Annotated in this window: 16 protein-coding genes; 10 read left to right on the plus strand and 6 right to left on the minus strand. The window is 65.3% G+C overall.

Translation table 11 applies throughout. From position 1 onward, the window contains the following. Positions 1-5 precede the first annotated feature (5 nt). Positions 6-1,232, plus strand: coding sequence for a CCA tRNA nucleotidyltransferase (locus BUB39_RS07260; protein WP_073052260.1), 1,227 nt, complete (start codon positions 6-8; stop codon positions 1,230-1,232). Between the two features lie 190 nt (positions 1,233-1,422). Here the strand turns inward: BUB39_RS07260 and BUB39_RS07265 are convergent, their stop codons facing one another. The 4 genes from BUB39_RS07265 to BUB39_RS07280 all read right to left on the minus strand — a co-directional run bounded on the left by BUB39_RS07265 (position 1,423) and on the right by BUB39_RS07280 (position 4,921). Then, the gene (locus BUB39_RS07265) at positions 1,423-2,307 is read right to left on the minus strand and encodes a cytochrome c1 (RefSeq protein WP_084527160.1); all 885 of its coding nucleotides are present in this window, start codon (positions 2,305-2,307) and stop codon (positions 1,423-1,425) included. A 28-nt stretch (positions 2,308-2,335) separates the two neighbouring features. Further along, positions 2,336-3,604, minus strand: a complete 1,269-nt coding sequence (locus BUB39_RS07270) for a cytochrome b (protein WP_073052261.1) — start codon at positions 3,602-3,604, stop codon at positions 2,336-2,338. An 18-nt stretch (positions 3,605-3,622) separates the two neighbouring features. Continuing rightward, the gene (gene petA / locus BUB39_RS07275; RefSeq protein WP_073052262.1) at positions 3,623-4,201 is read right to left on the minus strand and encodes a ubiquinol-cytochrome c reductase iron-sulfur subunit; all 579 of its coding nucleotides are present in this window, start codon (positions 4,199-4,201) and stop codon (positions 3,623-3,625) included. A 216-nt stretch (positions 4,202-4,417) separates the two neighbouring features. Next, complete coding sequence (locus BUB39_RS07280; RefSeq protein WP_073052263.1) at positions 4,418-4,921, minus strand: MarR family winged helix-turn-helix transcriptional regulator; 504 nt, start codon at positions 4,919-4,921, stop codon at positions 4,418-4,420. Between the two features lie 121 nt (positions 4,922-5,042). On the opposite strand from BUB39_RS07280, the gene BUB39_RS07285 reads away from it, so the two are divergent. Next, on the plus strand, positions 5,043-5,384 hold the full coding sequence (locus tag BUB39_RS07285; protein ID WP_073052264.1) for an antibiotic biosynthesis monooxygenase family protein: 342 nt from the start codon (positions 5,043-5,045) through the stop codon (positions 5,382-5,384). 37 nt (positions 5,385-5,421) lie between these two features. Here BUB39_RS07285 and BUB39_RS07290 read toward each other — a convergent pair whose 3' ends face one another. Further along, entirely contained in the window at positions 5,422-7,251 is a 1,830-nt protein-coding gene (locus tag BUB39_RS07290) for an ABC transporter ATP-binding protein (protein WP_139251375.1), read from the minus strand. 416 nt (positions 7,252-7,667) lie between these two features. On the opposite strand from BUB39_RS07290, the gene BUB39_RS07295 reads away from it, so the two are divergent. Then, positions 7,668-8,144, plus strand: a complete 477-nt coding sequence (locus tag BUB39_RS07295) for an SRPBCC domain-containing protein (RefSeq protein ID WP_073052265.1) — start codon at positions 7,668-7,670, stop codon at positions 8,142-8,144. A 9-nt stretch (positions 8,145-8,153) separates the two neighbouring features. On the opposite strand, the gene BUB39_RS07300 is transcribed toward BUB39_RS07295, so the two are convergent. Beyond that, a complete protein-coding gene (locus tag BUB39_RS07300; RefSeq protein WP_073052266.1) occupies positions 8,154-8,453 on the minus strand; it encodes an accessory factor UbiK family protein in 300 nt (99 codons plus the stop codon). Between the two features lie 161 nt (positions 8,454-8,614). Between BUB39_RS07300 and lgt the strand changes: the two genes are divergently transcribed. The 7 genes from lgt to BUB39_RS07335 all read left to right on the plus strand — a co-directional run bounded on the left by lgt (position 8,615) and on the right by BUB39_RS07335 (position 14,391). Further along, positions 8,615-9,439, plus strand: a complete 825-nt coding sequence (lgt, locus tag BUB39_RS07305; RefSeq protein WP_084526966.1) for a prolipoprotein diacylglyceryl transferase — start codon at positions 8,615-8,617, stop codon at positions 9,437-9,439. Next, on the plus strand, positions 9,408-10,493 hold the full coding sequence (locus BUB39_RS07310) for a class I SAM-dependent methyltransferase (protein ID WP_073052268.1): 1,086 nt from the start codon (positions 9,408-9,410) through the stop codon (positions 10,491-10,493). Before lgt ends, BUB39_RS07310 begins: the two co-directional genes overlap by 32 nt. An 18-nt stretch (positions 10,494-10,511) precedes the next feature. Next, on the plus strand, positions 10,512-11,288 hold the full coding sequence (gene pgeF / locus BUB39_RS07315) for a peptidoglycan editing factor PgeF (RefSeq protein WP_073052269.1): 777 nt from the start codon (positions 10,512-10,514) through the stop codon (positions 11,286-11,288). 114 nt (positions 11,289-11,402) lie between these two features. Beyond that, on the plus strand, positions 11,403-12,068 hold the full coding sequence (locus BUB39_RS07320) for a hypothetical protein (protein WP_073052270.1): 666 nt from the start codon (positions 11,403-11,405) through the stop codon (positions 12,066-12,068). Positions 12,069-12,201: 133 nt separating this feature from the next. After that, the gene (locus BUB39_RS07325; RefSeq protein ID WP_073052271.1) at positions 12,202-13,134 is read left to right on the plus strand and encodes a ribose-phosphate pyrophosphokinase; all 933 of its coding nucleotides are present in this window, start codon (positions 12,202-12,204) and stop codon (positions 13,132-13,134) included. 12 nt (positions 13,135-13,146) lie between these two features. Next, positions 13,147-13,659 (plus strand): Rossmann-fold NAD(P)-binding domain-containing protein, encoded by a 513-nt coding sequence (locus tag BUB39_RS07330; RefSeq protein ID WP_073052272.1) that lies wholly within the window; start codon positions 13,147-13,149, stop codon positions 13,657-13,659. A gap of 114 nt (positions 13,660-13,773) precedes the next feature. Next, a complete protein-coding gene (locus BUB39_RS07335; protein WP_073052273.1) occupies positions 13,774-14,391 on the plus strand; it encodes a 50S ribosomal protein L25/general stress protein Ctc in 618 nt (205 codons plus the stop codon). Positions 14,392-14,410: the final 19 nt, after the last annotated feature.

Below are 14,410 nucleotides of genomic sequence, written 5' to 3' on the forward strand. Positions count from 1 at the left end.
TCCGAATGACCGAACCCTCTCTTGCCGGCGCTTCATTCCTGTCGGATCCGCTCGTTGTCGACGTGTTGCGCCTCCTTTCCGCCGATGGCGGCGAGGCACGCGTCATTGGCGGCGCCGTGCGTAACGAACTGATGGGCTATCCCGTCACCGGCGATATCGACATCGCGACGACGCTGCTGCCCGATGCGGTCATCGCTCGCGCCGACGCCGCCGGTCTGAGATCGGCACCGACCGGGGTCGAGCATGGCACCGTCACCTTGATCGGGCGCCACCGTGTCGTCGAGGTGACGACGCTGCGCGAGGATATCGAGACGGATGGCCGTCACGCGGTCGTGCGCTTCGGCTCGGATTGGGCTGCAGATGCCGCCCGGCGCGATTTCACAATCAACGCGCTCTCGGTCGACGCCGAAGGCCGCCTCTATGACACTGTCGGCGGGCTTGCAGACATCGCCGCTAGGCGGGTGCGCTTTATCGGTGCCGCGGACGAGCGCATCGCCGAGGATCGCCTGCGCGTGTTGCGCTTCTTCCGTTTCCACGCCGCCTATGGCACCGGCGCTCCCGATGCCGAAGGCCTTTCGGCCGCGATCCGTGCGCGTCATGACCTTGGCGGGCTTTCCGCCGAGCGCATCGGCCAGGAAATGCGCAAGCTGGTCATGGCGCCCGGCGCGGCGACGACGCTACGGGTCATGCAGGAAGGCGGCATCCTGCCGCTTGTTGCAGCAGGGGTGGGCGATCTCGGCGGCTTCGACCGTCTTGTCGTCGATGCCGCCGCGCCAGCCGACGCGAGCCTCCGTTTCGCAGTGCTGCTCGCCCGTGTGCAGGAGGATGTCGACCGCACCGTTCGTCGCTTCCGCCTCTCAAATCGCGAGCGCGACCGGATGACCGATGCCCTGGCAGAGGCGGAGGCGCTTCTCGCCGGTAGCACAGTCACGGATCGCGTCTCGGTCTATCGGCGCGGCCGCGAGGCCGTGCTCGGCGGGCTGACACTGCTCGCTGCCCGCAACCGGCTGTCCGCGCACGAGATCGCCGCGCGTCGCGCCGCCATCGCGGCGTTCACGCCGCCAGCCTTCCCGCTCAGCGGTCGCGATGTCGTCGATCTCGGCGTCGGGCGAGGCCCGGCGGTCGGTGTCATTCTCCGCGATCTCGAGCGCTGGTGGCTGGCCGAGGATTTCCGCCCGGACGAGCCAGCGCTGCGGCGGCGCCTTCAGTCGATGATTGGCGCGCAGCAGTAGCGGGTCCGGCCGCTCGGTTTCATCAGGCTGGTGGCCCGGCACCGACAGCGAAACGAGAGAGCGATCGCCGGGCTTCGGTCGGGCGATGCCGATTGGCTCCAAAGGCCGCGCGCCGGGCAAAGAAAAACGCCGCGGCTCGTCCCTTCAGGAGGAGCCGCGGCGCTTTGAAAGCTAGTGGACGCGTGTCGCTTTAGTGGGCGACCTTCGACCAGATCTTCCTCTTCGTGTAGTAGAGCAGCCCGGCGAAGACGACCAGGAAGATGATGACCTGGAAGCCGGCGCGCTTGCGTGCGTCGAGATGCGGTTCGGCCGCCCACATCAGGAACGCGGACACGTCACGCGAATACTGGTCCACCGTCTGCGGCGTGCCATCGGTATAGGTCACCTGGCCTTCCGACAGCGGCGGCGGCATGGCGATCGCGGGGCCGCTGAGGAAGTGCGGATTGTAGTGCAGGCCTGGCGGGATCTGCAGGCCGGCAGGCGGCTCCTTGTATCCCGTCAGCAGGCTGTGGATATAGTCCGGGCCGCCTTCTTCATACTGCGTGAACAGGTCGAGGACGAACCAGGGGAAGCCGCGCTCGACGGCGCGGGCCTTGGCCATCAGCGACAGGTCCGGCGGGGCCTTGCCATTGTTGGCAGCGGCTGCCGCCTGCGGATTGGGGAAGGGCGAGGGGAAGCGGTCTGAAAGCCGGCCGGGCCGCTCGAACATATCGCCCGCATCGTTCGGGCCGTCCTGCACCTGGTAGCTCGCCGCGACCGTGCGGGCCTGCGCCTCGGTGAAGCTCGGACCGCCCGGCTGCGCCAGGTTGCGGAAGGAGAGCAGATGCATCGAGTGACAGCTCGAGCAGACCTCCTTGTAGACCTGATAGCCGCGCTGCAGCTGCGCGGTATCGTAGCTTCCGAAGAGGCCGGCGAAGGACCAGGGCTCCAGCGTCGGCTTCAGGATCGGGAAATGCGTCGGCTGTGCGCTCTCGCCGCCTTCTTCGGATGCGATGGCCGCACCGGCGCCAAGCGCCGACACCGCGAGCATCACGCCAAGGCCGAGGCCAGCGAGCTTCGTGGACAAGGTTTTCATCGTCATCGATCCGTTTCCTGTCCCACGCTCACTTGGTCTGCGGCGCAGAGGGTGCACCGGCCGTAACAGCCGCCCCACCATGGCCGAGAACCGATTCCGTGATCGAGGCCGGCAGCGGCTTAGGCTTCTCGAAGAGGCCAAGCAGCGGCAGGATGATCAGGAAATGCGCGAAGTAATAGACCGTCAGAATGCGACCGGCGATCAGATAGCCACCTTCCGGAGGCATGGCGCCGATATAGCCGAGCCCGACCGCCACCACCGCCCAGATCCAGAAGAACTGGCGATAGAGCGGGCGGAAATTCGCCGAGCGGACCTTGGACGTATCGAGCCAGGGCACGACGAACAGGACGGCAATGGCGCCGAACATCGCGATGACGCCGGCCAGCTTGTCCGGGATCGAGCGCAGGATCGCGTAGAACGGCAGGAAGTACCATTCGGGAACGATATGCGCCGGCGTGACGAGCGGGTTCGCCTCGATATAGTTATCCGCGTGGCCCATGTAGTTCGGCATGTAGAAGACGAAATAGCTGTAAACGATCAGGAATACGACGATGCCGAGAAGGTCCTTCACCGTGAAATACGGGTGGAAGGGCAGGGTGTCCTGCTTGTCCTTGACCGAAACGCCGGTCGGATTGTTCGAGCCGGGGATGTGCAGCGCCCAGATATGCAGCACCACGACGCCGGCGATCATGAACGGCAGCAGGTAATGCAGCGCGAAGAAGCGATTCAGCGTCGGGTTGTCGACCGAGAAGCCGCCCCAGAGCCAGGTGACGATCGAGCCGCCGACCAGCGGGATGGCGCCGAAGAGATTGGTGATCACGGTCGCGCCCCAGAAGGACATCTGTCCCCAGGGAAGCACGTAGCCCATGAAGCCGGTCGCCATCATCAGCAGGAAGATGATCATGCCGAGGATCCAAAGGACCTCGCGAGGCGACTTGTAGGAGCCGTAATAAAGGCCACGGAAGATGTGAATGTACACGGCGATGAAGAACATCGACGCGCCATTGGCGTGCAGGTAGCGAAGCATCCAGCCGCTGTTCACATCGCGCATGATGCCTTCAACCGAATTGAAGGCCAGCGTGACATGGGCGGTGTAGTGCATCGCCAGCACGACGCCGGTGGCGATCTGGGCGACCAGCATGAAGGCGAGGATGCCGCCGAAGGTCCAGAAATAGTTCAGATTGCGCGGGTTTGGGAACACGATGAAGGACGAGTGCACCAGCCCGATGATGGGCAGGCGCGCCTCGAGCCACTTCAAGGCGGGGTGCTGCGGCTGATAGGTCGAAGGTCCGGACATGGTTGCGTGGTGCTCCCGTCAGCCGATCTTGATCTTGGTGTCGGTCATGAATGAATAGACCGGAATGGCCATGTTCTCGGGCGCCGGTCCTTTGCGGATGCGTCCCGCGGTGTCGTAGACGGAGCCATGGCAAGGGCAGAACCAGCCATTGTATTCGCCTTCCTGGCCGAGCGGAATGCAGCCAAGATGGGTGCAGACATTGACCATCACGAACCAGTTTTCCTTGCCCGTCGCGGCGCGATTGGCGTCGGTCGCGGGGGCGTCGTCGGGCAGGTTCGCATTGCGGGCGACCGGATCCTTGAGGTCCGAAAGCGGCGCGGCCTTGGCGTCGGCGATTTCCTTGGCGGTGCGGTTGCGCACCACGACCGGCTTGCCGCGCCACTTCACCGTGACCGACTCGCCTTCCTTCAGCGAGGAGATGTCGACTTCGGACGAGGCGAGCGCGAGCGCTGATGCGTCCGGGTTCATCTGGTTGATGAACGGCCAGACGGTCGCCGCCAGACCGACCGCCCCGACTGCGCCGGTCGCGATGTAGAGAAAGTCGCGTCGGGTCGGCTGTGCCGCAGCGCTGTGTGCCAAGATAAAATCCCCTCTCATCCCTAAGGCCGCAGCCCGTTCCCCTTCGCCTTGCGGCCCCGGGCTTGGGCCGCAGGCGCGGCCGAACAGACACGGCCGGGGCGCGGTCAGCACGCCCATGACACGTGAAGCTGTTTAGCCATCGCCGGCCTTCAATGTCCAGAGACGGCAGCGGCGATGCGCACATTGTCGCGGCAGGAATGCGGCAGTCATGCCGCAATCGCGGCCACCACCGGTTCAGCCGCGCGCAAGCGTCGCGAAGCGGGCCAGCAGTTCGGCGAAGCGAGCAAGCTCGTCGTCGCTCCAGCCCGTGACATGACCGAGCAGCAGCGCGCGTTTCTGGCGCCGCGTCGCGGCGATGAGTTCAAGGCCTGCCGGCGTGAGTTCAAGGACGCTGCGCCGTCCATCGCCGGGCGAGGCGAGGCGCTGGACGAAACCGGCGCGGACGCATTCTGCGACGAGGCGACTCGCCTGCGACGGGTCGACGTCAAGCCGCGCCGCCACCGTGCCGATCGCGACGCCACCCGGTTCGGATGCGTTCGATTCCGCGATGATGTCGACCACTTCGACGAGAGCCGGTTCGATCGCCAGGCCGAGTTCGTCGAGCACGCGTCGGCCGAGCGAGCGCCGCGCCATGGAGCGGCGCAGCTTGCCGAGCGCAGCATCGATCTCAGCCACAGCGGCGCTGCGGCTTGCCTCGCCGGCTTCGTCGACGTCGGCGGATTTGTCAGGCGCGTTCATCCTGTCGATCTAGCACGAAGTCCCACGCCTGCCATCGCTTGACGATATATATGATTGAGTCATATACATGCGTGATGCACGCATATATATGGCGTGTTGTTCTCAAGTGATGGAGCCCGTCATGTCCGATCTTGCGTCTGCTTCCTCGTCGCCCGTCTACCGGATCGCCTGTCTTGCCGTGCCAGAGGGTGCGCGCGCCGCTTTTCTCCAGCGCGCGGCCGAAGTGAAGCAACTGGTGCAGCAGCAACCGGGGCTCGTCTCCCAGCATGCCTATGAGCAGCAGGGCGGCCCTGGCCGATTCAACTATGTCACCATCGCCGCCTGGGCCGATCAGGCCGCGCTCGATGCTGCCGACACCGTGCTTGCCGCTGCCGCCGCGGCCGGCGGGGTCGATCGTGCGGCGTTCACTGCCGCCCACGGCATCACGACCGAGATCGGGACATTCCGGCCGGCGATGATCTAGTCGATGGCTCGCCGCGCGAGGCGGCGAGCCATCTGGTTCAAGCGGCGTCGAGGAAGCCGCCCGACTGGCGATGCCAGAGACTGGCATAGAGCCCACCCCTGCGGAGCAACTCGTCGTGGCTGCCGGTCTCGACGATCGCCCCCTTGTCGAGCACGATCAGCCGATCCATTGCGGCGATGGTCGACAGGCGGTGGGCGATCGCGATCACCGTCTTGCCGGCCATCAGGCGGAAGAAGCTCTCCTGGATGGCCGCTTCGACCTCGGAATCGAGCGCCGACGTCGCCTCGTCGAGGATCAGGATCGGCGCATCCTTGAGCAGGACGCGGGCGATCGCGATACGCTGACGCTGGCCGCCCGACAGCTTGACACCGCGTTCGCCGACATGCGCGTCGAGCCCGGTCCGGCCATGCGGGTCGGAGAGCCCAGCGATGAAGTCGAGCGCATGCGCCTGCCGCGCCGCCTCGATGATCGCAGCCTCCGTCGCATCCGGCTGCCCATAGCGGATGTTGTCGCGAACTGAGCGATGCAGCAGCGAGGTGTCCTGCGTCACGAGGCCGATCCGGCGGCGCAGGCTGTCCTGCGTCACCGCGCCGACATCCGCGCCGTCGATGCGGATCGCGCCGCTCTCGACGTCGTAGAAGCGCAGCAGCAGGTTGACGAGCGTCGACTTTCCCGCGCCGGACCGACCGACAAGGCCCACCTTCTCGCCCGGCGCGATCGTCATCGACAGGTCTTCGATGATCCCGCCCGTCTTGCCATAGTGGAAGTGGACGTTCTCGAAGCGGATCTCGCCCTTCTCGACGGCAAGATCCGGCGCTCCGGGCTTGTCGAGCAGCGCATAGGGCCGCGAGATCGTCTCGAGGCCTTCCTGCACTGTTCCCATCTGTTCGAAGATCGCGATCGAGACCCACATGATCCAGCCGGACATGTTGGTGATGCGGATGGCAAGACCCGAGGCGACCGCGATGGCGCCGAGCGTGATGCCGTCCCACGACCAGAGCCAGATCGCGAGCGCACCCGTGCCGACGACCAGCAAACCGTTGAGGCAGGAAACCGTGGCGTTCATCGCCGTAATCAGGCGCGTTTCGCTGCGGAAATGCGTCGTGTGATCGACCAGCGCCTCGCGGGCATAGTCGTCCTCGCGATCGGGATGGGCGAACAGCTTCACCGTCTGGACATTGGTGTAGCTGTCCACGATGCGCCCGGTCACGATCGACCGCATCTCCGACATGATTGTCGCGCGGTCGCGGATGCGCGGCACGAACAGAGCGAGCGTCGCGACGTAAGCGATGATCCACAGCGCCAGCGGCATGGCGAGCCGCCAGTCGACGTCCCAGAAGATGACCAGCGCAGAGCCCGCGAAGATCGTCACGAACCAGAGCGCATCGATCACCTGCGTCACCGATTCGCGCAGCGCCGGACCTGTCTGGACAATCTTCGAGGCGATGCGGCCCGCGAAATCGTTGGCAAAGAAGGTCACGGACTGCCGCATCACATAGTGGTGCGTCTGCCAGCGGATCAGATTGGTGAAGGACGGCGCGATCGCCTGCTGGTTCAAGAGGTCATGGGTGATCTGGGCCAGCGGGCGGGCGACAAGGATGACGATGGCCATCCATATGAATGTCGTGCCGTAGTCGGCCAGCACCTGCTGCGGCGAGGTCGCCTTCAATAGATCGACGATCGAGCCGATATAGCGCAGCATCGCGATCTCGATCAGTGAGACCACGAGACCGATCGCCATCAGGGTGAGCAGGAACGGCCACACCTGCCGGCAATAGCGCCAATAAAAGGCGAGCAGCGTCGGCGGCGGCATGGATTCGTCATGCGGGCGAAACGGATCGATGAGTGTTTCAAATCTGCGGAACATGATGGCGTCCGGAAAAGGCGCGGCCAGGGAACCAGGCGGAATCGGCCGAAGGAAACGACAAGGAGAGATGCTTCGACGCGGCGCGACATGCGCCGGCTCGAACCGGTCCTGGCGAGGGGAAGACACACACCCGCCGGCAGGGGCCCTAAAGGGACGCCAGGCGGCCGGGAGACATGGTCATCTTGGTCAGAGGGTCAGGCTAAAGCCTTGGCTCGAACACATCGCGGACCGGATGTTAGAAAAGACATTATCCATCCAGCCCTCCTGGTTCGTGCTCGCTGCGCGCTGATGTCGCGCATTCCTTGACGCGGCGGAGTTTCCGCCCGTCCTTGCCGCCGTGCAAGATGTCGCAGGTGAATTGGTTGTGCTGTTGCTCTTTGGCGACAGTCGCGCGCAGCACGGGGAATGACGCGCCTATGACAAGCGATCGCGGCGATGCCGAAATCGACTATGTGATCTACATCGCGGCGGCGCGGGAGCGAATCTGGGCGGCCCTGACGGATGCGGCTACAACGCCCATCTGGTTCTTCGGCCGCAGGATCGAGAGCGAATGGAGAGCCGGTTCGGCCCTCTGCTATCGCATGCCTGATGGCGGGGTCGAGGCGCGCGGCCAGATCATCGAAATCGATCCGCCGCGGCTCGTCAGATATCGGCTGTCTCCGGAGCGGGCCGGGCCGGCTATGATATCGTCCGTGATCGCAGTCGAGATTGCGGAGTTCGGCGGAATGTGCCGGCTTGAGCTTCGGGAAGAGCATGCCGCGCCGGTGCCGGAACGGCGCATCGTAGCCGCGCGCCAGGTGTGGCCCGCCGTGCTTTCCAGCCTCAAGACGCTGCTGGAGACCGGTCGTCCGGCCGAAATCGATGTCGTCCGTCTGTTCGACGGAGAGGCGTGACGGCGAGGCTCAGGTCTGCTCGGGAGTCGGCGGTGTCGCGACGACATGGCCGGCGGTATGCAGCGCCAGCTTGGCCTCGAGTTCCGCGATGCGGGCGGCCAGCGCCTCGTTCTCGGTGCGCGCCTTCTGCGCCATCTCGCGGACGACGTCGAATTCCTCGCGCTTCACGAAATCCATCTCGGAGAAGAAGCGCTCGGCCTGATGGCGGACCACCGTTTCCGCTTCGCGCTTGACGCCCTGCGCGACGCCGGCTGCGTCTGTCATCAGCTTGGCGAATTCGTCGAACAGTCGGTTCGAGCCCTGGTCCATGGCAAACTCTCCGGCAGCGTTTCTATGCCCTTTACTATGGGCAGGCGGCGATCGGCTCACAAGGGCCGGCAACGTCGCGGGGAAGGGTACTCGGTGCCGCCTCTTGACCGATCAGCGCGGATCGGCGCACCAATGCCGCGCCCGCACTGCCAAGGATGCCGATGCTCACCGCCCTGACATTTCCCGCCATCGATCCGGTGCTGATCGAGATCGGGCCGTTCGCCATCCGCTGGTACGCGCTCGCCTATATCGTCGGCATCCTGTTTGGATGGTGGTACGCGAAGCGCCTTGTGTCGGAGCCGCGCCTCTGGGGCGCGTCGGGTGCGCCGATCCGTCCCGTCGATCTCGATGATTTCGTCATGTGGGCAACGGTCGGCATCATCGTCGGTGGCCGGCTCGGCTATGTGCTGTTCTACAATCTCGATGCCTTCCTCGCGGCGCCGCTGACCATCTTCGAAGTTTGGCATGGCGGCATGTCGTTCCATGGCGGTTTCCTCGGGACCGTGGTCGCGATGGTGCTGTTTGCGCGGCGACGAGCCATTCCGTTTCTCTCGCTGATCGATGTCATCGCGCCAAGCGTCACCGTCGGGCTCTGCCTCGGCCGCCTCGCCAATTTCATCAACGGTGAGCTCTGGGGGCGGCCGAGCGATATGCCATGGGCGATGGTGTTTCCAAATGCCGACGGGCAGCCGCGCCATCCGAGCCAGCTCTATGAGGCGGCGCTCGAGGGCGTCGTGCTGTTCGTGGTGCTGCGCCTCCTGACGCACAGGCAGTTGCGCCTCAAGCAGCCCGGCTATGTCGCTGCGGTCTTCGCCATCGGCTATGGCCTGGCGCGTATCGTCTCCGAGTTCTTCCGCGAGCCGGATATCCAGATCGGCTATTTCTCAGGCGGTCTGACCATGGGCATGCTGCTGTCGCTGCCGATGGTGCTCGCCGGCATCGGATTGCTCGTCTATGTCCGCCGCCGCGACGCCAAGCGGGCCTGAGCCCTTCGTGACGCTGGAGCAGCGGCTCATCGCGCGGATCCTGGCGACCGGGCCGATCACCATTGCCGACTATATGGCAACCTGCCTCGGCGATCCCGAGCATGGCTACTACATGCGCCGCGATCCGTTCGGCGCCGCCGGCGATTTCGTGACCGCGCCCGAAATCAGCCAGATGTTCGGCGAACTCATTGGGTTGTGGGCCGTGGAGACCTGGCGGCGCATGGGGCGGCCGGCGTCCTTTGTTCTCGGCGAATTCGGACCCGGCCGCGGCACGCTGATGGCCGATGCGCTGCGTGCCGCGCGTCTTGCTCCCGATTTCTTGGTCGCAGCGCGGATCGTGCTGGTCGAGACCAGTCCACATCTCAGGGAGATGCAGCGCACGCGGCTGGCCGGCCATGACGTCACATTCGCGGCCCGCGCCGAGGACCTTCCCGACGGTCCGGCGATCGTCATCGCCAATGAATTCTTCGACGCCCTCCCAATCCGCCAGTTCGTGCGGATCGGCGACGGCTATGCCGAGCGCATGGTTGGTGTCGTCGACGAAAAGCTGGCCTTCGGGCTGCGGCCCGGCGCGGCCATCGAAGGCTTGCCGAGCCATCCACCCGAGGGCGCCGTCGTCGAAATTGCCGGTCCGGCCACCGCCGTGATGACGACATTGGCAGCGCGGATCACCGCGATGGGCGGTGCGGTGCTTGCCATCGACTACGGACATGACGGCGGTTTCGGCGATACCCTGCAGGCGATGCGCCGCCATGCTTTCGTCGCACCACTCGATGAGCCTGGCGCAGCAGACCTGACGGCGCATGTCGATTTCGCCGCTTTGGCCGCTTCGGCGCGGGCGGCTGGCGCTTCGGTGTTCCCGCTCATGATGCAGGGCGATTTCCTGCTCCGCCTCGGCCTTGTCGAGCGGGCAGGGCGCCTTGGTGCCGGAAAAGACGCCGCGGCACAGGAGGCGATCCGCGTTGCTGCTGAGCGTCTCGCCGGGCCGGAAGCGATGGGAACGCTGTTCAAGGTCCTGGTCGTCGCGCGAGATGGCCTCGTGCCGCCGTTCTGAAGAAGGGAGACGGAGCCGATGAAGATCACCGCCGATGCGCTCGACCTGCCGGGCATCCGCCATGGCTTCTATACAAGGCAGGGCGGCGTTTCCGACGGCATCTATGCCAGCCTCAACTGCGGCGTCGGCTCGGAAGACGCACGCGACCTCGTGCTTGAGAACCGTGCCCGTGTGGCGCGCGACCTCGGCGTCGACGCCGACAAGCTGGCGACCCCGTTCCAGGTGCACAGTCCTGATGTCGCGACAGTGGACGCGGTGTGGGAGACCGGAGCCGGCCCGAAGGCGGACGCCGTCGTCACGGGCCGGCCAGGTATCGCCGTCGGAATCGGTACGGCCGACTGTGGGCCACTGCTCTTCGCAGATCCGGCGGCGCGAGTGATCGGTGCCGCCCATGCCGGCTGGCGCGGCGCCTTCACCGGCGTCATCGAGGCGACGCTTGGCGCGATGGAGGCGCTCGGCGGCGATCGAGAGCGAATCACCGTCGTGCTTGGCCCGACCATTTCGGCATCCGCTTACGAGGTCGGCCCCGAATTCATCGCGCGCTTCCTCGCCGCCGATACCGCCAATGATCGCTTCTTCGCGCCATCGGAGAAGGCGGAACATCATTATTTCGACCTGCCGGCCTATATCGGCGCGCGGGCAAGGGCGGCGGGTGTCGGTCGTTTTCATGACCTCGCGCTCTGCACCTATGCCGATCCGGCGCGCTTCTATTCCTATCGCCGCATGACGCATCAGGGCGAGGCCGACTACGGCCGCCTCCTTCACGCGATCGCACTCGACGATGATGAAACGTGATGCATGGATTTGACCGCGATTGAACGTTGCAGGAGCGGCGTTCTGGACCCACCCCGGTTTTGCCGTTAGACAGGGCCCAAGGGGCTCCGGACTTGTGCCGGCGGGACGATCACTATGATTGAGAAGGGAAATTGGCCGGTTCGGGCCTTTGTCGCCATGACGGCGGCTATGGCCCTTTCGGCCTGCGGTGGCGGTGACGGTGTCACCGGCGCAGCCCAGTCCATGGCGACGGCGATCACGCCGACGGCCGTGGCACCGCCCGCCGTGCCCCTGTCTCAGGCGAAGATCGCGTTTGCACCGGTCACCGGCGCGCCAGCGACGATCCTCACCAATATTTCGGCGCAACTCGGCAAGGAGGCCTTCACCCAGCAGGTGAACCTCGTTCCGTCGAACGACCCCGAGGCCACCTACATCATCAAGGGCTACCTCTCGGCAGTCGGCGACGCGTCAGGCACGATCCTCGTGTTTGTCTGGGACGTTTTCGATCGCAGCGGGCGGCGGGTCCACCGCATCTCGGGCCAGTCGATGGCACCCGGCGCGACGCGCGATCCCTGGTCAGGCGTCGATGCGGCGACCACGGCCGATGTGGCGCGCCAGACCATCAACGCGCTGGTCGATTGGGGCAGGGCAGGGCCGACTGCGGCGGCGGCTCCCGTTGCCGCACCAGTTGCCGTACCCGTGACAGTTGCTCCCTCGATCGACGCGATCCCATCGACGACGCTGCCGCCCGAGACGGCACCTGCGGCCGCGCCGATCATATTGCCGGCGGGTTCGGGCTGAGGCCGATCCGAAGCCGGCGGAATCACGTTTGCAGTGCGGTGGCCGAGTTGCTACAACGCCGCCGCGCCATAGAACGATCCCAAACCGGATCGTTAAGCCCATCTGCACCAAGGACGAACGGGGACCCGAAACCTTGAAACTGGTTGCCGGAAACTCCAACAGGGTGCTCGCCGAGGCGATCGCCACCTATCTCGAAATCCCCTTGGCCAAATGCCTCGTGCGGCGCTTTGCCGACCAAGAGATCTTTGTTGAGATCCAGGAGAACGTGCGCGGCGAGGATGTGTTCGTCATCCAGTCGACGAGTTTTCCGGCCAACGACCATCTCATGGAGCTGCTGATCATCATCGATGCGTTGCGTCGCTCTTCCGCGCGCCGCATTACGGCCGTGCTGCCCTATTTCGGCTATGCACGGCAGGATCGCAAAGCAGGCCCGCGCACGCCGATCTCGGCCAAGCTGGTGGCCAATCTCATCACCCATGCTGGTGCCGACCGCGTGCTGACGCTTGATCTGCATGCCGGCCAGATCCAGGGCTTCTTCGACATTCCAACCGACAATCTCTTTTCGGTGCCGGTCATCACCCGCGACATCAAGGAGCACTATGAGCTCCAGAACGTCATGGTGGTTTCGCCGGATGTCGGCGGCGTGGTGCGTGCCCGTGCGCTCGCCAAGCGCATCGACGCGCCGCTCGCCATCGTCGACAAGCGCCGCGAGCGCCCCGGCGAATCCGAAGTGATGAACATCATCGGCAATGTCGAGGGGCGGGACTGCATCCTGTTCGACGACATCGTCGATTCGGGTGGCACGCTCTGCAATGCGGCGGAAGCGCTGGTCGCCAAGGGTGCGAAGTCGGTCGTTGCCTATATCACGCATGGCGTGCTCTCTGGCGGCGCGGTGGCCCGGATCGCCGGCTCGATGCTGAAGGAACTGGTGATCACCGATTCGATCCAGCCGACCGAGGCAGTCCAGAGCGCGGCCAATATCCGCGTCACCTCGATTTCGACGCTGATCGGCGAAGCCATCAACCGCACGGCCAGCGAGAAGTCGGTCTCGAGCCTCTTCAGCTGATCGGACGCGGCGATGAGTGATCGCGCCGCGCCGATACCGTCAAATGGCACCGGTCTTTCGATCGGTGGCACCGGCATGCTCGCCGCCGCAACGCATTGGCTCGCCGCCCGTGAGGCGCAGACACTGGTCGTCTCGCGGCATGCACGCCGCTTCACCGGCGATAGCGAACGCATGGTCGCGCTCGACGCAGACTGGACGCAGCCGGATTTTCTCGCGGCCATCGAGACCCGCCTCGCCGCGATGCCGCCGGTCAGCCGGGCGCTGCTGTGGCTTCACAAGATGGACCAGCATCTCTCGCCGCTCATGGGTTTGCTCGGATCGGCGCGCATCATTCTCATGCTCGGCAGCATGGATGGGCGGCCGGCGCTGCCCGGTACCGAAGGCATCGTGACGGTGCGGCTCGGCAGCGTGGCGACGGCCGGCGGGCGACGCTGGTTGTCCAACGACGAGATTTCGGCCGGCGCGATCAAGGCGCTGGAGGATGGTCGCGACCGGATCGTCGGTGAATTGAAGCCGATCAGCTGACGCTTGCGGCGCTTCGCCTTGTTCTCAAGGCATCCCTCGTCTATAAGCACCGCGGCTGCGCCGACACCCCTGGAGGCACCGCGGCCGTTTTTCGTTTTTCAAAGGAGAATTCCGATGAGCACTTCCTACGAGCTCACGGCCTCCGTGCGCAACCGCGTGGGCAAGGGGGCCGCCCGGGCGTCGCGTCGCGAAGGCAAGATCCCGGCTGTCATCTATGGTGACAAGCAGACCCCCCTCGCGATCGAACTGTCGCACAAGGACGTGTTCCTGAAGCTGCACGCTGGCGGCTTCCTCACGACCGTTGCCACGATCAATGTCGACGGCAACAAGATTCGCGTCATTCCGCGCGACTTCGCGCTGGACCCGGTCTCCGACCAGCCGATCCATGTCGACTTCCTGCGCATCACCGAAGGCAGCACGATCCACGTCCAGATCCCTGTTCAGGTGATCAACGAGGACAAGTCCCCCGGCCTCAAGGCGGGCGGCGTGCTCAACATTGTCTCGCATGAAATCGACGTGAATTGCCCGGCCGATGCTATTCCGGACCACATTGTCGTCGATCTGACCGGCCTCAATATCGGCGACTCGGTGCACCTCTCGTCGATCGCTCTGCCGGAAGGCGTCAAGCCGACTTCCTCCGAAGATGCGACGCTTGCGACCATCGCTCCGCCGGCCGCGCTGACGACCGAAGAGCAGGCCGAGGACGCGGCGGCTGCGGCCGCCAAGGCCTAAGACGCAATCCCGGTTCATA

This window comes from Kaistia soli DSM 19436, from assembly GCF_900129325.1.
Lineage (GTDB): Bacteria > Pseudomonadota > Alphaproteobacteria > Rhizobiales > Kaistiaceae > Kaistia > Kaistia soli.